Origin of the sequence: Halomonas sp. S3-1-1 (assembly GCF_023757625.1) — a bacterium.
Lineage (GTDB): Bacteria > Pseudomonadota > Gammaproteobacteria > Pseudomonadales > Halomonadaceae > Vreelandella.
The window spans coordinates 333,783-350,876 of sequence record NZ_JALGBZ010000002.1 but is presented as its reverse complement, the minus strand read 5'-3'; the positions used below and the strand labels follow the sequence as shown (position 1 = coordinate 350,876).

Below are 17,094 nucleotides of genomic sequence, written 5' to 3'. Positions count from 1 at the left end.
CGATGATTAGCCGGCTAATACGACGGCCCGAGCCATTTTGACGACCCATCCAGGAGAAACGCATGCAGATCGATTTGAGCGGTAAACGCGCAGTAATCACGGGCTCTACCGGCGGCATTGGCTACGCGATCGCCAAGGGGCTCGCTGCGGCGGGCGCCAGCGTCGTGGTGACCGGGCGCAGCAAGGAGCGGATCGACCAAGCGCTCGAAACGCTCGGGCGCGACGTCGAAAACGCCAACGCCACCGGCGTGGCGGTGGATTTGAGCACCGCGGACGGCTGCCAGAAACTGATCGAGCGCGTACCGGAAGCCGACATCCTGATCAACAACGTCGGTATCTTCGAAGCCGGCGACTTTTTTGATACCGACGACGACACCTGGCAGCGCTTTTTCGACACCAACGTGATGAGCGCAGTGCGTCTTTCGCGCCACTACGCCCGCGGCATGCGCGAGCGCAACTGGGGCCGGATCCAGTTCATCTCCAGCGAATCGGCGCTGAATATCCCCACCGAGATGGTCCACTACGGCATGACCAAGTCCGCCCTGCAGTCGGTGTCGCGGGGGCTCGCCAAGGTGCTCACCGGCACCCAGGTCACGGTGAACGCCATTCTGCCCGGGCCCACCCGCTCGGAAAGCGTCAACGCCATGATCGAAGAGCAGGCGCGCGAGAAAGGCGTGTCGATCGAAGAGGCGGAGGCGCGCTTCATCGACGAGAACCGCCCCTCGTCGATCATTCACCGGCTTGCCGACACCGACGAAGTCGCGAATCTGTGCGTCTACGTCGCCTCCGAGCAGGCCAGCGCCACCACCGGCGCGGCGCTGCGGGTCGAAGGCGGTATCGTGGATACCATGGCGTAAGCGCTTAGGGCACCAGCCGCTCCTCTCGGGGCGTCAGGCCGAAGTGGTTGCGGTAGGCGGTCGAGAAGTGCGCCCCGGAGGAAAACCCCACGGCCAGCGCGATCTCGCCGATCGGCTGGTCGCTTTCGCGCAGCCGCGAGCGCCCGGCCTGTAGCCGCAGGTCCAGATAGTAGCGGCTTGGCACCGCCTGCAGGTACTTCTTGAACAGCCGTTCGAGCTGGCGGCGCGACACGCCCAGATGCTCGGCAAGCTCCAGCGTCGAAAACGGCTCTTCGATGTTCGCCTCCATCAGCGCCACCGCGTCCACCAGGCTTTGCGGCGCGTGGCCCAGGCGGCTTCGAAGCGGCACGTGCTGGGGCTCGTCGGCGGTGCGCACGCGCTCGTAGGCGAACTGCTCGGAAACCCGCTGGGCAAGCTCGGCCCCCAGCTCGCGACGAATCAGCGTCAGCGCCATATCGAGCGCGGCGGTGCCGCCGGCCGCGCTCAGGCGGTCGCGGTCGATCTCGAACAGGGTCTGGGTGAAGGTGACCGCCGGGTAGGCCTGGGAGAGCGCGGCAAAGCGCTGCCAGGGAAGCGTTGCCCGGTAGCCGTCCAAAAGCCCGCAGCGCGCCAGCACCTCACTTCCACCGGCAAGCCCGCCCAGCGCCGTTTTGGAAGGAAGCGCGCGCAGCCACCCGACAAGCGCCGCGCCGAGCGGATACGGCAGCGGCGAAGGCGCGGCGATAAAAACGCAGTCAAAGGCCTCTGCGCCGTCGTCGAGTTTGAGCTCGACCTCGGCGCTGAGCGCGGCGGCGCTGCGCACGCTGCCCTTTTCAAGACCGAGGGAGACCACCTGATAGCGGCGCTGGCCGCTGAGCTGGTTGGCCAGCAGCAGCGGCTCGACCAGGCAGGCGTGGGAGAGCAGTGAGAAGCCGGGCAGCAGCAGCACGCCGAATCGCTTCGGAGTGGACGAAGGAGCATCGATGGGTGACGCGTGCGCCATGAAAACGACCGGTTGAAAACAAAGGGCTATCTTAACCAATAACGCTTGGGGAATCAGCGCAGCCTAATGATAAAAGCCGCCAACGCAAACAGGGCAAGGGGAAGCCCCTTGCCCTGCGTGTTTTAGCGCCAGCGTGCGCTGACTATGAACGCGGCGTGTTACTGGCCGCGGTTCGGATGGTTGGCGAGCTCGCCTACCTGCATGTCGCCGTCGACGTCGCTGTAGTTGTCCTCGTTGTACTCTTCGGTCGCGGACTCGATTTCGTCGCTACCGTAGGTGGTCTGCATGACGAGCTGGTCGTCTTCGAGGTTGATCTCCTGCAGTGCCAGCGCGACGTCGGTGGCACCAAAGCCCCAGAAGCCGCCGATGGAGACGACGGCGTAAAGGTCGCCGGAGTCGTTGTGCTCGACCACGTTATCGACCTCACCGATCTCCTCGCCTTCCTGATTGACCACCGTCATGCCTTCGACATCGCTGATCGTCAGCGACATCAGACCGCCCTGGGTGTCGTTTTCGGCGAGCGTTTCGTCGGGCTCCAGGTTATCCGGATCCTCCATGGCGTTCGGGCTACGGTTCTGGTTGCCCTCCTCCATCTGACCCTCGCTGTCGTCGGCGGCCTCTTCGGTCATGGACTCATCCGCCGGCATGGCTTCATCTGCGGTGGCGTCGTCGGAGTTGATCGAGGGCTGGCTCTCCATCTGGCCGTCGCTTTCGGTGTCAGCGTCTTCTGCGGTGTCAGTGTCGGTGTCAGTATCCATGTCGCTACCCTGATCACCGCTCATCTGACCCATGGTGTCGTTGTCGGCGCCAGAGGCACTGCCGGTGCCGCTGTCGGTATCCGCGTTGGCATCAGGCTCGGCCGCCGTGCTCATGTCGGTGTCCGATTCCATGTCGCTATCCGACTCCATATCGGTATCGGTATCAGCATCCGATTCCATATCGGTATCGCCGCTTTGCACGTCGCTGCCGTCGGTGTCGTCTTCGGTGCTGGTCTGGCTTTGCGCACCCTGCGCGCCCTGGGCAGCCGCCCCCGAGGTCTCCTGCTGCTCGTTGGAACCGCCGGACGTCGCCGGGCTCTCTTCTTCGGCCAGTGCGTTAAACGACATGCCGGTACAGATCGCTGCGATGGCGACCGCCAGTGCTGTCCGTTTCATGGGGTGACTCCTTGTAGTTGATCGACTCTATTGAAGCTAGTGAGCAAAGTGGCGATACGCAATTTATTTTGCGCACGCAAAGTCAACGACACCAGGCGAAATTAGGTGCCGTTTAAAGAGTCGGTGAGGGTCACTTGCCAGCGAGTATGCCCGCGATAATGAATAGCGCGAGCGCTACGGCAAGTAGTGAGACGACAATGGGCAGGAGTTTATAAAACCCTTTGGGGGAGCGCCGGGCTTCGGGCTGTCGATGGGCGGGCATTTGCGGCGCCCTTTCCGGTTGACGCTGGCCCAGTACGTGCTCTTTTTCCTGGCTGCGGGTTTTGCTTTCGCGGGTATCCATGGCCTCGCCTTTTGAGCGGGCGCCCGGTATGGGCGCCCGCTCTCATGGACCTCGAGCCTTTTTGAAAAAACGCCGTTAAAGCGAGACAACGTCGAAATCGACCTCCGGGTCGACGTCGGCGTCGTAGTCGACATCCTCACGCTCGAAGCCGAACAGTTTCAGGAATTCGTGCTTGTAACCAGCATAGTCGGTAATCTCGAAAAGATTCTCGCTGGTGACTTCCGGCCACAGGTCCTGACACGCCTTTTGCACGTCGTCGCGAAGTTCCCAATCGTCCAGGCGAAAGCGCCCCATCTCGTCGAGGCCCTGGGCGCTCTTGTCGGCATAGAGACGCTCGCCGAACAGGCGGTTGAGCTGGTCGATGGTGCCTTCGTGCACGCCCTGCTCTTTCATGATGCGATACACCATGGCGATGTAGAGCGGCATGACCGGAATGGCCGCACTCGCCTGGGTGACCACGGACTTGAGGACCGCCACGTTTGCCTGGCCGCCGGTTTCACCGAGCGCGTCGTCGATCGCCGTGGCCGCGCGGTCCAGGTCCTCTTTCGCCTTGCCAAGCGCGCCGTGCCAGTAGATCGGCCAGGTGATCTCGGTGCCGATGTAGCTAAACGCCACGCTTTTCGCGCCCGGGGCCAGCACGTCGGCCTCCGCCAGCGCGTTCATCCAGAGCTCCCAGTCTTCGCCGCCCATCACGGTGATGGTGTCATCGATCTCGGTTTGCGTGGCCGGCTCGACTTCGGCTTCGATGATGGTGTCCTTGTTGGTGTCGATCGCCGTGGCACGGTAGGTCTCGCCGATCGGCTTCAGGCTCGAGCGCTTGAGTTCACCGGTATCCGGCAGCTTGCGCACGGGTGATGCCAGCGAGTAGACCACCAGATCCACCTGCCCCAGGTCCTGTTTGATCAGCTCGATGGCCTTCTCGCGGGCTTCATGGGAGAAGGCGTCGCCGTTGATCGCCTTGCTGTAGAGGCCTTCCTCTTTAGCGAACTTGTCAAACGCCGCGCTGTTGTACCAGCCGGCGGTGCCGGGCTTTTTCTCGGTGCCGGGCTTTTCGAAGAACACGCCCAGCGTGTCGGCACCATAGCCAAAGGCGGCGGTGACGCGCGCCGCCAGCCCGTAACCGCTGGAGGCGCCGATCACGAGCACTTTTTTCGGCCCCTGGCTTTTATCGAGCCCGCGAGCCCGGGTCGCCTCGATCTGCTCGCGCACGTTCGCCTCGCAGCCCTTGGGGTGCGTGGTGGTGCAGATAAAGCCGCGTACTTTGGGTTTGATAATCACTGGGATCTCCTTATCGAAATCGGGGTTCATCGACGGGCAGGCCCGTGGCGTTGACGCCTATTCTAGCGGGCCGAGGCGGCGCTGTCCGCACTTGAGCCTGGCGGGTTTTCGCGTCAGGATACCCGGGTGAACGTATCCGGCCCTGTCAAGGCCGATGCCCGGACGGCCAACCCGCAGTGATGACCCAATGAACGCACAGCAGTTAGTGGATGAACGCGGCGACGTTTGGCTCGCCCTCGCTCCGCTCTGGCTCGACCGCGAGCCTAGCGAGCGCGACTACGCCCATATGATCGAGATGATCCAGGCGCACGATTTGTCGCTCAAGGAGCTCGAGTGGATGTTTCGCATCGAGCTTGCGCCAGTGATGGCGCGCCACCAGCTATCGATTGCCAGCGAATGGCGAGCGTTCGACGATCGCAAGCTGATGCAGCAGCTCGTCTCGCACAACCTGCGCCTGCGCGGCTGGCGACGCAAGAGCTGGGCGCTGTTTTCAGGGCTGACCACGATGATGGTGCGCCACCGCTGGGGCGCGCTAATGCAGCGGCTGATGGTCGCGCGCGGTGACGTTCAGGGCTCCTGATCGAGTGCGGCTTCCACCGCCCGGCGCAGCGTCAGGCCGCGCTCCTTGGGGCCGAAGCGCGCAATCACCTGGCCGTCGCGGCCGACCAGAAACTTGGTGAAATTCCACTTGATCATGCGGGTGCCCAAAAGCCCCGGCGCGTCGCGCTTGAGTGCGTCAAACAGCGGGTGAGCGTCGGGGCCGTTGACCCGCACCTTCTCCATTAGCGGAAAGTGCACGCCGAAGCGCTGCTCGCCGAACTTACAAAACGCCTCGGCGCTCTCCGGCGACTGGCGGCCAAACTGGTTGCAGGGAAACCCCAGCACGGTGAAGCCGCGGTCGCGGTAGCGCTTATAAAGGCTTTCGAGTTCCTCGAGCTGCGGGGTGAAGCCGCACTGGCTTGCAACGTTCACCACCAGCAGCACCTGCCCTTTCAGCGCGCGCAGGTTGAACGGTTCGCCCTGGTGGGTATGGCAGTCCTGCTCGAAAATGGTCATGGCAAAGCCCTTGTCGAAAACCCGTTGAAAACGTTTACGTTACCCGGCGCGTCACGCCTCGACCAGCGGCCCCATCACCACGCGCAGCGCCAGCAGTAAAAGCAGCACGCCGGTCACCCGATTGATCCAGTGCGAGCGGCGCTGAAGCCAAGGCAGCACGGAGGTGTGCGAAAGCCCCAGCGCGACGATCAAATACCACCCGCCATCGATCACCACCGCCGTCATCACGATGATCAGCTTGGCCAAAAGGCCCATCTCCGGCGACACGAACTGGCTCAACAGCGCCACGAAAAAGAGAATCAGCTTGGGATTGACCAGCGCCACCAGCAGCCCCTCTTTCGCGGCCAGGCGCCGAGTGCTGGCCACGTGACCCGGCGAGAGCACCCCGGCGCTTCCGGCGCGCAGCGCCTTGATGCCAAGCCAGGCCAGATAGGCGGCGCCGAGCCAGGTCACCCACTTGAAAAGCTCCGGGTGACTCACGATCAGCGCGCCAAGGCCCAGCACCGTCAGCAGCGCGTAGATCCCCACGCCGAACGCGTGGGCCAGCGCCGCGGCTACCCCGCTTGGCCGGCCTCCGCCCAGCGTGTGGCGCAAGATGAGCGCCAGGCTCGGCCCGGGCGACATCGCCCCCAGGCTACAAATGGCGGCCAGCGACAGCCAGAGTGACAGCGGCATGCGTGCTTCCTTTTCGTTTTTATCGTCGCCAAGGGCGGCTTTCAAGCGGGGCCAAAACCTCTTTGTCCCGCGGTCTTAAATAACGCTGTTAGCATGTTACGCTGTTGGGTAAAATTTTTCCCTTTTGATGAACCATGGCGTTGATCGACCCGGGCTCTACGGCCCGCAGTGTCGATCCACCATGGCGTTGATGAATCTAGCGCCTGACGTTCAGGCGGCTTTGGCGATGAAAGGACGTTAACATGGGTAGGGCGTTTCAAAACCGCAAGGAATCGATGGCCAAAACGGCCGCAGCGAAAACCAAGGTGTACAGCAAGTACGGGCGCGAGATCTACGTCGTCGCCAAGTCTGGCGGCACCGACCCCAACGGCAACCTGGCGCTGCGTGGCTTGATGGAGCGCGCCAAAAAGGATCAGGTGCCTTCGCACGTGATCGACAAGGCCCTGGACAAGGCCAGCGGCGCCGGCGGTGAGGACTTCGCCACCGCCCGCTACGAAGGATTTGGCCCGGGTAACGCCATGGTGATCGTCGAGTGTCTGACCGATAACCCCAACCGCACCTTTGGCGACGTGCGCGGCTGCTTCACCAAGACCAAAAGCAAGATCGGCACGCCCGGAAGCGTCAGCCACATGTTCGACCACTGCGCGATTTTCTCCTTCAAGGGGAAGGACGAGGAAGCGGTGCTCGAGGCGCTGATGGAAGCCGACGTCGACGTCACCGACATCGAGCAGGAAGAGGAGCGCATCACCGTTTTCGCTCCGCACACCGACTACGCCAAGGCCAAGCAGGCGCTGCTCGACGCCTTTGGCGAGCTCGATTTCGAAGCCGACGAAATCCAGTTTTTGCCCCAGACCACCACCCCGGTGGAAGGCGATGACGCGGTGATGTTCGAGAAGTTCTTCGACATGCTCAACGACCTGGACGATGTGCAAAACGTCTTCCACAGCGCGGAGCTGCCTGAGCAGGCAAGCTAACCCCGCGCTAGCCGCGCGGCTTGCTCGGCCCCGAGGTCACCTCGCCGGCGTCAAGTGCGGTATCCGGCGGCAAGTGCGCGGTTTTAATCCCGGCCTGACCCAGCACCTGTTTGGCGCGCACGGTCAGGTCGGTGATGAACAGAAACTGCTGGCGCGGGTCGACCGGGTAGGCGCGAATGCGGTAGTGCGTGCCCCAGGGTTTCTCCTCGGCCACGACAATGATCGGCGCATCGAATCTTAAATACGCGCTGGTCAGCGCCACGTCCTTGAGCGCCTGACGCACCCATCCCGCGGCGTCCTCCACGCATAGATAGAAACTCGCCACGCACTGCAGTGACGGCCCGCCGTTGTTGGCGTTATAGACCGGCGTATCCCACAGTTTCAGGTGCGGCATGGCCACCAGATCGTCGTCCGGGGTCTGGATGTGCACGGTGCGCATGCCCACGTGCTTCACCTCGCCGTAGGCATCCTCGATCTGCACCCAGTCCCCCGGCCGGTACGGAAGCTCCACCGCCGACACCACCCCGGCGATCAGGCTGCTGACGTAGTCCTTTAGCGCGAAGCCGATCGCCAGCCCCAGCGCGCCGAACAGCGTCACCATGTTGCGAAGCGACGGATCGATGATCATGGGCACGATCAGCACGATCGCTGCGATCAGAATCAACAGCCGGGTCAGCGGCACCAGCGCGAACACGCGAAAGCGAAGCTGGCCGTGAAGCCGGTTGGCCAGCCAGTTCAGCCCGCGCTGGCTTAAAACGATCAGTAAAACTGTCGCCAACAGAATCAGACCGACGGTAATAACCGTACCGCTGTCGATGTCGTTAAAAAGCTCGGCGTATTTTTTTCGCTCTTCCATGAAGCGTCCTAAAGCGGGTCCACGAGATAGTTACGCGAGGTCAGAAGCTCGCGAACGCTGGCATAGCTCAAGGGCGCGACCTGCCACCGCCCTTCGTACTCAGAAAGAATCTCCATTCGGGTCAGTGCCATGCGGGCGTTGAGCGCCTCGTGCCGAGTGAACGGCACAACCTCGGCGAGCGCCTCGTCACAAAGCCCGCTATGAATGAGCAGCGCGTGCAGCACGAGCGTGGCGACATCGCCGGTTTCATTGGTCAGCTCCGCCTCGTCGAGTGCGTCGAGCAGCCAAAGCTCTTCGTCACCTTCGCTTTGCTGTACCGGTTCACGCAGCTGCTCGCGCCAGTAGCTGCGCGCGATACCGAGCTGACCCCGGCAGTGCGCAGCCAGGTACTGAAAATCGCTCTCCCGTTTACGCTGCTTTTGGCTCTCGGTGGAAAGCGGCTCGCCGGTGCGCGCGCTGTAAACCGTAAGCGCCGAGTGCCCACGCCCGGCACCGATGAAGTACTCGGCGAGCTGCTCGCCCTCCACGCCCTGAAGCGTCAGGGTCGGTACGCTCTCAAGCCCAATGATGTGCTTGAGAAAGGCGTAGCTCCAGCTATCGCAGCCGATGACACCTTGGCCCAAATGCCCGCCGAGCGCGCGTTCCAAAAACACGCGCACGCCCTGGATGCCGGCATGGTTGCGCAGAAAGCAGCGCTCCAATGCCGGTAGCGCCCAGCGCGCTTGCTCGTTGAGCTGCATGACCCAGTCCGCCTCTCCCGCCAGCAGCTCCTCGACGGCAGGCGCCTCGATGAGCCCTACCCTGTGCGCTTTTGCCCAGCGAGAGACGATATCAGGGTGCCCACCGTAGGGCGGCGTAACAAAAAACACGACCGGTTGCTCGTGAAAAGCCCGGTCCAAAGTGTCGCCAAGAGCGGCGGCAGGTCGCGACCAGTCAATGGGCGGCGCCAAGTGGGCCAGACGCACTTCGGGAAGCTTACGTAGCTTATTCTCTTCGATTGCGTGTCGCTGGGCGTCGCGTTTCCCGGTAAGCCAGGTCCTGAGCGCCCTGATATAGTGCTGACGACGAGACCGCTGAGTCTTCTCAGGAGTAGAAAACGCCTCGATTTCAACGACCTCCCAGAGCGAGGAAGAAGCATTTTCCAAACGCTTTGCCATGGCGCATCTCATTGGTTGCTAAAGACGTTTAGCTTAGCACGCCGAGTTAAACCCGTGGCTTACGAACTTAACGCGGGCAAAAAGGTCAATAATAAGTAGTCGCCGTCGTCAAGAGTCCATTCAAGGGCCCTTTAAGGTGGTGCCAAGCGAACACTCAAGCATGTAGACTCCGGTGTCATCATCGGGTGTTGCCCAACGGGAGGTCGCAATGAGCGTTGTTCCGGTTAATGAGAGTGAGCTTCACGATAAGCTGACCAAGTGCATGGCAGGCGAGCGGGTGCTGATCGATCACGACGGCAACCGCTTCAGCGCGCGCATCCAGCAGGCCGATACGAAAGGCGTCAGGGTCATCCCCGAAGCGCTAATCAAAAGCGCTCAAGGCGCTTCTGACGAAATCGAGGGCTTGACGCTCCCCTACCAGGACGTGTGGGAGCTGGAGGTCAAGGGCGTGGTCTATAGTCGTATCGACGAGCCCGTCGAGAGCAGCGCCTAACGCCGTTTTAATGCGCCTTGTATAAAACGACTGCACGCCCTTGGGCGTGCAGTCGTCGTTTTAAGCATCGAAAATCGAGGAAGTCGCTTAGAAGCTCAGGCAGATCTTGCCGAAGTGCTTGCCGGACTCCTGATGGCGAAAGGCATCGCCGATCTCTTCCAGGCCAAATTCACGATCGATGATCGGATGCATGTCGGCGGCCTCGATGGCACGAATCATCTCGAGCTGATCCCGGCGGCTGCCCACGATCAGGCCCTTGAGGGTTGCCTGCTTGGCCATCAGCTTGGCGGTGGGAATGTCGCCTTCTCGCCCGGTCAGAATGCCGATCAGCGCCATGTGGCCGCCGATTTTCACCGCATCGATCGATTGCGGCAGCGTTTTCGGCCCGCCCACCTCGACGATGTGATCGACGCCTTCACCGCCGGTGAGCTCCTTGACCTTCTTGCCCCACTCCGGCGTGGTTTGATAGTTGATCGCGTGCTCGGCGCCGAGCGTCTTGAGCTTTTCGAGCTTCTCGTCGGACGACGACGTGGCGATGACCCGCGCGCCCATCATTTTGGCGAACTGCAGCGCGAAGATGGACACCCCGCCGGTGCCCAGCACCAGCACGGTGTCGCCGGCCTTGAGGCCGCCATCGACCACCAGCGCCCGCCAGGCGGTGAGCCCTGCGGTGGTTAGCGTGGCCGCCTCTGCGTGGCTATAGCCCTTCGGCTGATGGGTGAACCAGGTAGCCGGGCGTGTGATCTGCTCGCGGGCGTAGCCGTCCACGCCGTCGCCGGGCGTGGTGCGAAAATCGCCCACCCGCGCCGGGCCTTCTAGCCAGCTCGGGAAAAACGTCGAAACGACAGGGTCGCCGACCGCGAACTCGGTTACGCCCTCGCCCACCGCCTCGACGACGCCGGCGCCGTCGGACATCGGGATACGCCCGTCCTCGGTCGGGATCATGCCCGCGACCACCGCGTAGTCGTGAAAATTGAGCGAACTTGCGTGAACGCGCACCCGGATCTCACCGGCGCCGGGGGCACTTGGGGCCTCACGCTCAGAAACGCCGAGCTGGTCGAGCCCGCCGGGCGCTTTCAAGGTAACGGTACGATTGGACATGCACTCCTCCTGATTCATCCATTAATCAACTGGTCTACTGCGCTTACGTCACGTTAGCAGACGAATCCGCATCCGACACGTCCAGCCCCAAAAAGCCGCCGGACTGGCGTTGCCAAAGACTCGCGTAGATACCGCCTTTCGCCAACAGCTCCTGATGGGTGCCACTTTCGACCATTTCGCCGCCGTCGACCACGATCAAGCGGTCGAGCATGGCGATCGTCGACAGCCGGTGGGCGATGGCGATTACCGTTTTGCCCTCCATCAGCGCGTCGAGCTGCTCCTGAATCGCCGCCTCCACTTCGGAATCGAGCGCCGAGGTCGCCTCGTCCAGCACCAGAATCGGCGCGTTTTTCAACAGCACCCGGGCGATGGCGATGCGCTGGCGCTGCCCGCCAGAGAGCTTGACCCCGCGCTCGCCGACGTGGGCATCCAGCCCGCGCCGGCCGTGGGGGTCGACAAGGTCCTGCAAAAAGCCGTCGGCGTGCGCCCGGCACACCGCTTGCCATACGTCTTCGTCGCTGGCATCAGGGCTTCCGTAGCGGATGTTATCGCGAAGCGAGCGGTGCAGAAGCGACGTGTCCTGAGTCACCATGCCGATCTGGTGGCGAAGCGAGGTTTGGGTGACCTCATTAATGTTCTGGCCATCGATCAGGATGCGCCCGCCCTGCAGGTCGTAAAAGCGCAGCAGCAGGTTGGCAAGCGTGGACTTGCCCGCCCCGGAGCGGCCGATCAGGCCGATTTTTTCACCGGGCTTGATCGTCAGGTCGAAGCCGTCGAACACAGTGCGGTGCTCGCCTTTCGCTTGGGTGTAGTGGAAACTGAGTGCGTCGAATTTGATCTCGCCCCGGGGCACGGTAAGCGCTGGCGCGTTGGGTACATCCGTGATGCTCGGCGGCTGGGCAATGGTGTTCATGCCGTCCTGCACGGTGCCGATGTTCTCGAAAAGCCCGGCCACCTCCCACAAAATCCAGTCGGACATGAAGCGAATGCGCATCACCAGCGCAATGGCGATCGCCAGCACGCCCAGTGAAATCGCCTCGAAATACCAGGCGCTGATCGCCATGCCGGCGATCCCCACCAGCAGCAGCGTATTGAGCAGCGTCAAACAGACGCTCATCACCGTGACCAGGCGCATCTGACGATGCACCGTGGTCAGAAACCCTTCCATGGCGTCTTTCGCGTAGCGCTGCTCGCGCAGGGTGTCGGCAAAGAGCTTGATGGTTTGAATGTTGCTGTAGCTATCCACCACGCGCCCGGTCATCTCGGCGCGGGCGTCCGCCTGCGCCATGGAGACGTCGCGAAGCCGGGGCACGAAGTAGCGCATGATGCCCAGATACCCGACGAGCCACAGCCCCAACGGCAGTAAAAGCCAAGGGTCGGCGCGGCCGAGCAGAAACGCCGCGCCGGTAAAATAGACCAGCGCGTAGACCATCAGGTCCATCACCTTGGTGACCGTTTCGCGGATGGCCAGCGCCGTTTGCATCACCTTTTGCGACACGCGCCCGGCGAACTCGTCCTGATAGAACGCCAGGCTTTGGCTCAACATGTGTCGATGCGACAGCCAGCGCCCAATCATCGGGTAATTGCCGAAAATACTCTGATGGGTGATCAGCGACTGCAGCAGCACCAAAAGCGGCAGCCCGACGATGACCAGAAGCCCAACGCCGATCAGCCAGCCGCCGTTTTGCTGCCAGAAGCCGTCGCGCTCGACCTGCCCCAGCCAATCGACCAGCTCGCCCATGTAGCTAAAAAAGAACACCTCCGCCGCCGACACCGCGCCGGTGACCAGCGACATGGCGAGCAACAGCGGCCAGATCGGCCGGGAGAAGTGCCAGATGAACGGCAAAAGCCCCCTGGGCGGTGTCGTCATCTGCTCTTCCGGGTAAGGGTTTACGCGGTTCTCAAAAAACTGAAACAGCGATTTCATAGTGCGAGCGAGCATGGAAGGTCCTTGAAACCGGAAGTTGAGAGGATGAAAGAGCGTTCAGGAGGTTAACGAAAGGCGCCGCCAGCGCATGATTAAAAGCGCGGCTTGAACCTGTTTCCAAGCGATCGCAAACGCTACCGGTGCCGGGTGAGGTAGCGCGCCCAGAACGGCGCCACGATCATCAGGGTGATCATACGCAGCAGATGGTGAAAAGCGACGAACACCGGGTCGATGTCGAGGGCCACGGCAAGAATGGCGATTTCGCCGATACCGCCCGGCGCCAGCGCCAAAATCGCCACGTCGCGCTCGACGCCCAGCAGTTGGTGAATCGCCTCGGCAAAAAGTGCCAGCACCGAAAGCGCCAACAGCGTGGCAACGCCGGATTGCCACAGGTAGCGGGCGAGCTGGCGCCCGGTCATGCCCTTGAAGCGCGAGCCGATGGCGCTGCCCAGCACCCAAAGCATCAAGTTCATGCCCCAGTCCGGAAGCGCAAGGCTTGCGATATCGAATCCCGAGAGCAGCGCGGCCACCAGAAGCGGCGCCAGCAGCGCAGCGCTTGGCAGGCGCAGCCAGCGCCCCAGAGGTAGCACGAGCGGAATCAGCAGCAGCATCCAGCCGCTTTCCAGCGCGGTGCCTGGCGGCGCGGGGCTTGCGCCATCGCCGCTGGCGATCCAGAAAAACGCCGGCAGAAAAAGAATCACCAGCACCACGCGAAGCGACTGGGCGACGGCGATGCGCTGCGGGTCGCCGCCGCAGCGATCGCCCAGCAGAATCATCGCCGTCATCGCCCCGGGAGCGGCGCTGAACCAGGCGCTGGTCGCATCGAACCCGCAGCGCCGGTACCAGGCGGCCGCGGCGGCGGTGGAGGCCGCCACGCCCGCCAGCAAAAGCGCCGCCGAGACCGGCCAGTCGCCTACGCGGTGAGCAAGCTGCGGGGTGACCTGGCTTCCGAGCACCAGCCCCATCACCGCCAGAAACACGCTGCGCAGGCGCTCGGGCACCGCCACGTGAACGCCGTTACAGGAAAGCAGCAGGTTCGCCACCAGCGGCCCGAGCATCCAGGCAAGCGGCAGACCGATCAGATCAAACGCCGCCCCGCCGATTGCGCCAGCGCCAAGCGAGGTAAAAAGCCCCTTGGCCGTGCGGTTGGTTGCGATTGCCTTCAAACGAATACCCCGGGCGCTTCGCGCCGTTTCTTAACCTGCTAATGAGCTATGCCGCTTAGCATAGCATCCGAGCGATTAAGCGAGGTTAGTACGGGTAGCCGTCATCATCATCGTCGTCTTTGAGCCGCGCCTGGCGCTCGGCTTCCTCTTCCTTGGCGTCGTCGATCACGTCCAGCAGCTCGTCGACGTTGGCGCTTCGGGTGTCGAACTCGAAGTGGCCGGTGAGCTTGCTCTCCGGGGTGAGCTTGCCAGCCTCGAAAAGTGCCCACATCTCCTTGCCGTAGTGGGTGGCCAGAAGCGACGGCGCGTAGCGGCCGAAGTAGGCGCGCATGTTGTTTACGTCGCGCTCGAGCATGGCGGCGGCGCTGTTGTTGCCCGCGGCGTCCACCGCCTGGGGCAAGTCGATGATCACCGGGCCGCTGGCGTCGACCAGCACGTTGAACTCGGATAAATCGCCGTGAACGAGGCCGGCGCAGAGCATGCGCACCACGTCACCGATCACCTTGTCGTGGTAGGCGAGCGCCTGGGCCTCGGTGAGCGTGACGTCGCCAAGCCGAGGGGCCACGTCGCCTTCGGCGTCCGTGATCATCTCCATCAACAGCACGCCGTCGACAAAGCCGTAGGGCGTGGGCACGCGCACGCCGGCGCTTGCCAGCCGGTAGAGCGCGTCGACCTCGGCGGTGAGCCAGGCCTGCTCCTGCTCTTTTTGGCCGTAGCGGGTCTTTTTCGCCATGGCCCGCGCCCGGCGGCTGTTGCGCTCCTTGCGGCCCTCCTGATACTGGACGGCCTGCTTGAAACTTCGCTGGCTCGCCTCCTTGAACACCTTGGCGCAGCGCTTTTCACCGCTGGATCGGACGACGTACACCTGCGCTTCCTTGCCGCTCATCAGCTGCATCAGTACTTCGTCGACGAGGCCGTCGTCGACCAGTGGCTGTAATCGTTTGGGTATCTTCATGGCCTCTGACGGTCACTCCTGATGGCGAATGCGTGAAGCGGTGAATGCAAGTGAAAACGGTACACGGTTCAGATTCGGCGCACGCGAAACGCGCGGCCCTTGAGCTTGTCGCGCGAAAGCTTACCCAGCGCCTGGTCGACCACGCCGCGCTCGACGGCGACGAACGCGCTTCTCGCCTGCACCTTGATGCTGCCGACCTGGTCGCCGCGAATGCCGCCCTCGCCGGTCAACGCGCCGAGAATGTCGCCGGGGCGCAGCTTGTCCTTTTTACCGCCGCCCAGCTGCAGCGTGGCCATCGCCGCGGTAAACGGGGTGCGGCGGGCGGGCCTGGGCAGCGGCTCGATGTCGAGCGGCTCGCCGAGATAGTCGCTCAAACGCTCCAGCCGGTAGCGCTCTTCCGGGGCGATGAGCGTGGCCGCGACGCCGCTTTCACCGGCGCGGCCGGTACGCCCGACGCGGTGCACGTGGGCGCCCTGCTCGCGGGCAAGCTGGTAGTTGAACACGGCGTCGAGTTTGGCGATATCGAGCCCGCGCGCCGCCACGTCGGTGGCCACCAGAATGGAGACGCTCTGGTTGGCGAAGGTCACCAGCAGCCGGTCTCGATCCTTCTGCTCCAGATCGCCGTGCAGCGCCACGGCGCTGAAACCAAGCTCCAACAGCGCCTCGGCGACCTCGTCGGTTTCGCGCTTGGTGTTGCAAAACACCACGCTGGAGGTCGGCCGGTAGTGCAGCAGCAGATCCTCGAGCCCGGCCAGGCGCGCCTGCTCGCTTTGCACGGCGAAAAAGTGCTGCTCGATGGTGGCGGCGTCGTGGCCCTCTTCGATGGAGACGCTGACATGGTCCGTCAGCACCCCGCGGGTCATCTCGAAAAGCTCGCCGCCTTCGTTATCGTCCGGGAAGGTGGCGCTAAAGAGCAGCGTCTGGCGCGCTTTAGGAGTCTGTCGAATGATCGCGTTGATCGCCGGGCGAAAGCCCATGTCGAGCATGCGATCGGCTTCATCGAGCACCAGGGTGTTGAGGGCATCGAGGTTGAGCGTAGCCTTTCGCAGGTGCTCGTCGATACGCCCGGGCGTGCCCACCACGATATGCGCGCCGTGTTCGAGCGAGCCGATTTGCGGGCCTAAAGGGGCGCCACCGCAAAGCGTAAGCACCTTGACGTTGGGCAGCGCCCGGGCGAGCTTTCTAATCGACTCGGCGACCTGGTCGGCAAGCTCCCGGGTCGGGCAGAGTACCAGCGCCTGCACGCGCGAGCGCTCGACTTCGAGCTTGGCCAAAAGCGCCAGCCCGAACGCTGCGGTCTTGCCCGAGCCAGTCTTCGCCTGGCCAAGCACGTCGCGGCCTTCGAGCATGGGCGGAAGGCTTTGGGCCTGAATCGGCGTCATCTCGTGATAGCCAAGCGAGGCCAGGTTGTCGGTGAGCGCAGAAGGCAGCGCCAGAGAGGCGAAAGAGGTATCGGCCACGAATATTTCCTGAAAAGAAGAGGCGACGGTGCCGGTCACTGCCAGGTGCCGTCGCTGGTGCGCATAACGCGCACGATACCAGAAAGCGGCCCGCTTTGCGCCGACCTCACACCGCAAGCGGCGCAAAGCGCGCCTGCCCCAGCGCCACCAGCGCCTGGGGCGCCAGCTCGATTTCGAGCCCCCGCCGCCCGGCGCTGACGAAAATGGTCTCAAGGGCGCTGGCGCTTTCATCGACGTACAGCGCCAAACGCTTTTTCTGCCCCAGCGGGCTCACGCCACCCAGTACGTAGCCGGTGGCGCGCTCGACGGCGTCGACCTTCGCCATGGCCGCTTTCTTCGCCCCCGCCGCGCGGGCGATCTGCTTAAGTCCCAGCTGGTGGGTGACCGGCACCACGCCCACCGCCAGCGTCTTGCCGTCGAGCTCGACCACCAGCGTTTTGAATACGCGCGACGGGTCGACATCGAGCTTTTCGGCAGCCTCCAACCCGTAGGAAGGGGCGCCACTTTCGTGGGTGTATTCGTGAACGGTAAAGTCGATACCCGCTTGTTTGGCGGTATTGATAGCTGGCGTCATGGCGCTTTCCTTGCGTGGTTTCGGCAGGCGTTCGAGAAGTGGCTAAACTTTAGCAAAGCATCATGGAAAAGATAAACGCACCCCCA

The 17,094-nt window shown here is 63.1% G+C and carries 18 protein-coding genes; 4 read left to right on the top strand and 14 right to left on the bottom strand.

From position 1 onward, the window contains the following. Positions 1-62: 62 nt before the first annotated feature. The gene (locus tag MQW23_RS06675; RefSeq protein ID WP_252107083.1) at positions 63-857 is read left to right on the top strand and encodes an SDR family NAD(P)-dependent oxidoreductase; all 795 of its coding nucleotides are present in this window, start codon (positions 63-65) and stop codon (positions 855-857) included. Between the two features lie 4 nt (positions 858-861). Here MQW23_RS06675 and MQW23_RS06670 read toward each other — a convergent pair whose 3' ends face one another. The 4 genes from MQW23_RS06670 to fabV all read right to left on the bottom strand — a co-directional run bounded on the left by MQW23_RS06670 (position 862) and on the right by fabV (position 4,614). Then, positions 862-1,839 (bottom strand): GlxA family transcriptional regulator, encoded by a 978-nt coding sequence (locus MQW23_RS06670; RefSeq protein WP_252107082.1) that lies wholly within the window; start codon positions 1,837-1,839, stop codon positions 862-864. Between the two features lie 158 nt (positions 1,840-1,997). Next, positions 1,998-2,993 carry a PRC-barrel domain-containing protein gene (locus MQW23_RS06665; RefSeq protein WP_252107081.1) on the bottom strand — a complete coding sequence of 332 codons (996 nt, stop codon included), beginning with the start codon at positions 2,991-2,993 and terminating at the stop codon, positions 1,998-2,000. A 130-nt stretch (positions 2,994-3,123) separates the two neighbouring features. Continuing rightward, positions 3,124-3,336, bottom strand: coding sequence for a hypothetical protein (locus tag MQW23_RS06660; RefSeq protein WP_252107080.1), 213 nt, complete (start codon positions 3,334-3,336; stop codon positions 3,124-3,126). Positions 3,337-3,411: 75 nt separating this feature from the next. Next, positions 3,412-4,614 (bottom strand): enoyl-ACP reductase FabV, encoded by a 1,203-nt coding sequence (gene fabV / locus MQW23_RS06655; RefSeq protein WP_252107079.1) that lies wholly within the window; start codon positions 4,612-4,614, stop codon positions 3,412-3,414. A 187-nt stretch (positions 4,615-4,801) separates the two neighbouring features. Here fabV and MQW23_RS06650 point away from each other — a divergent pair, with 187 nt between their 5' ends. After that, positions 4,802-5,194 carry a DUF7079 family protein gene (locus MQW23_RS06650; protein ID WP_252107078.1) on the top strand — a complete coding sequence of 131 codons (393 nt, stop codon included), beginning with the start codon at positions 4,802-4,804 and terminating at the stop codon, positions 5,192-5,194. Here the strand turns inward: MQW23_RS06650 and MQW23_RS06645 are convergent. Continuing rightward, positions 5,182-5,670 carry a glutathione peroxidase gene (locus tag MQW23_RS06645; RefSeq protein ID WP_252107077.1) on the bottom strand — a complete coding sequence of 163 codons (489 nt, stop codon included), beginning with the start codon at positions 5,668-5,670 and terminating at the stop codon, positions 5,182-5,184. The genes MQW23_RS06650 and MQW23_RS06645 overlap by 13 nt on opposite strands. Positions 5,671-5,721: 51 nt before the next feature. Beyond that, a complete protein-coding gene (locus MQW23_RS06640; RefSeq protein ID WP_252107076.1) occupies positions 5,722-6,345 on the bottom strand; it encodes a LysE family translocator in 624 nt (207 codons plus the stop codon). A gap of 242 nt (positions 6,346-6,587) precedes the next feature. Here MQW23_RS06640 and MQW23_RS06635 point away from each other — a divergent pair, with 242 nt between their 5' ends. Next, positions 6,588-7,319: a YebC/PmpR family DNA-binding transcriptional regulator gene (locus MQW23_RS06635; protein WP_252107075.1), complete on the top strand. Its 732-nt coding sequence runs from the start codon at positions 6,588-6,590 to the stop codon at positions 7,317-7,319. 7 nt (positions 7,320-7,326) lie between these two features. On the opposite strand, the gene MQW23_RS06630 is transcribed toward MQW23_RS06635, so the two are convergent. Beyond that, positions 7,327-8,175, bottom strand: coding sequence for a mechanosensitive ion channel family protein (locus MQW23_RS06630; protein WP_252107073.1), 849 nt, complete (start codon positions 8,173-8,175; stop codon positions 7,327-7,329). An 8-nt stretch (positions 8,176-8,183) separates the two neighbouring features. Beyond that, positions 8,184-9,332: a hypothetical protein gene (locus MQW23_RS06625; RefSeq protein ID WP_252107071.1), complete on the bottom strand. Its 1,149-nt coding sequence runs from the start codon at positions 9,330-9,332 to the stop codon at positions 8,184-8,186. Positions 9,333-9,540: 208 nt separating this feature from the next. Here MQW23_RS06625 and MQW23_RS06620 point away from each other — a divergent pair, with 208 nt between their 5' ends. Next, positions 9,541-9,825, top strand: a complete 285-nt coding sequence (locus tag MQW23_RS06620; RefSeq protein WP_252107070.1) for a hypothetical protein — start codon at positions 9,541-9,543, stop codon at positions 9,823-9,825. 87 nt (positions 9,826-9,912) lie between these two features. On the opposite strand, the gene MQW23_RS06615 is transcribed toward MQW23_RS06620, so the two are convergent. From MQW23_RS06615 to ybaK, 6 genes are all read right to left on the bottom strand, one after another. After that, positions 9,913-10,926, bottom strand: a complete 1,014-nt coding sequence (locus MQW23_RS06615; RefSeq protein ID WP_252107069.1) for a zinc-dependent alcohol dehydrogenase family protein — start codon at positions 10,924-10,926, stop codon at positions 9,913-9,915. Between the two features lie 43 nt (positions 10,927-10,969). Next, positions 10,970-12,868: an ABC transporter ATP-binding protein gene (locus MQW23_RS06610; RefSeq protein ID WP_286086878.1), complete on the bottom strand. Its 1,899-nt coding sequence runs from the start codon at positions 12,866-12,868 to the stop codon at positions 10,970-10,972. Between the two features lie 119 nt (positions 12,869-12,987). Then, positions 12,988-14,019, bottom strand: a complete 1,032-nt coding sequence (locus MQW23_RS06605; RefSeq protein WP_252107068.1) for an AbrB family transcriptional regulator — start codon at positions 14,017-14,019, stop codon at positions 12,988-12,990. Positions 14,020-14,104: 85 nt separating this feature from the next. Further along, entirely contained in the window at positions 14,105-14,974 is an 870-nt protein-coding gene (locus tag MQW23_RS06600) for a PA4780 family RIO1-like protein kinase (RefSeq protein WP_252107067.1), read from the bottom strand. A gap of 68 nt (positions 14,975-15,042) precedes the next feature. Then, on the bottom strand, positions 15,043-16,434 hold the full coding sequence (gene dbpA, locus MQW23_RS06595) for an ATP-dependent RNA helicase DbpA (RefSeq protein WP_252107066.1): 1,392 nt from the start codon (positions 16,432-16,434) through the stop codon (positions 15,043-15,045). A 106-nt stretch (positions 16,435-16,540) separates the two neighbouring features. Then, a complete protein-coding gene (gene ybaK / locus MQW23_RS06590; protein WP_252107065.1) occupies positions 16,541-17,008 on the bottom strand; it encodes a Cys-tRNA(Pro) deacylase in 468 nt (155 codons plus the stop codon). Positions 17,009-17,094: the final 86 nt, after the last annotated feature.

Excerpts from the sequence above, each read along its gene's own strand:
- MQW23_RS06650 (WP_252107078.1), top strand. The coding sequence starts at position 4,802 with ATGAACGCACAGCAGTTAGTGGATGAACGCGGCGACGTTTGGCTCGCC.
- MQW23_RS06635 (WP_252107075.1), top strand. The coding sequence starts at position 6,588 with ATGGGTAGGGCGTTTCAAAACCGCAAGGAATCGATGGCCAAAACGGCC.
- MQW23_RS06600 (WP_252107067.1), bottom strand. The coding sequence starts at position 14,974 with ATGAAGATACCCAAACGATTACAGCCACTGGTCGACGACGGCCTCGTC.
- MQW23_RS06640 (WP_252107076.1), bottom strand. The coding sequence starts at position 6,345 with ATGCCGCTGTCACTCTGGCTGTCGCTGGCCGCCATTTGTAGCCTGGGG.
- MQW23_RS06675 (WP_252107083.1), top strand. The coding sequence starts at position 63 with ATGCAGATCGATTTGAGCGGTAAACGCGCAGTAATCACGGGCTCTACC.
- MQW23_RS06670 (WP_252107082.1), bottom strand. The coding sequence starts at position 1,839 with ATGGCGCACGCGTCACCCATCGATGCTCCTTCGTCCACTCCGAAGCGA.
- MQW23_RS06660 (WP_252107080.1), bottom strand. The coding sequence starts at position 3,336 with ATGGATACCCGCGAAAGCAAAACCCGCAGCCAGGAAAAAGAGCACGTA.
- MQW23_RS06645 (WP_252107077.1), bottom strand. The coding sequence starts at position 5,670 with ATGACCATTTTCGAGCAGGACTGCCATACCCACCAGGGCGAACCGTTC.
- MQW23_RS06620 (WP_252107070.1), top strand. The coding sequence starts at position 9,541 with ATGAGCGTTGTTCCGGTTAATGAGAGTGAGCTTCACGATAAGCTGACC.
- MQW23_RS06630 (WP_252107073.1), bottom strand. The coding sequence starts at position 8,175 with ATGGAAGAGCGAAAAAAATACGCCGAGCTTTTTAACGACATCGACAGC.
- MQW23_RS06615 (WP_252107069.1), bottom strand. The coding sequence starts at position 10,926 with ATGTCCAATCGTACCGTTACCTTGAAAGCGCCCGGCGGGCTCGACCAG.
- MQW23_RS06610 (WP_286086878.1), bottom strand. The coding sequence starts at position 12,868 with ATGCTCGCTCGCACTATGAAATCGCTGTTTCAGTTTTTTGAGAACCGC.
- MQW23_RS06625 (WP_252107071.1), bottom strand. The coding sequence starts at position 9,332 with ATGGCAAAGCGTTTGGAAAATGCTTCTTCCTCGCTCTGGGAGGTCGTT.
- ybaK (WP_252107065.1), bottom strand. The coding sequence starts at position 17,008 with ATGACGCCAGCTATCAATACCGCCAAACAAGCGGGTATCGACTTTACC.
- MQW23_RS06665 (WP_252107081.1), bottom strand. The coding sequence starts at position 2,993 with ATGAAACGGACAGCACTGGCGGTCGCCATCGCAGCGATCTGTACCGGC.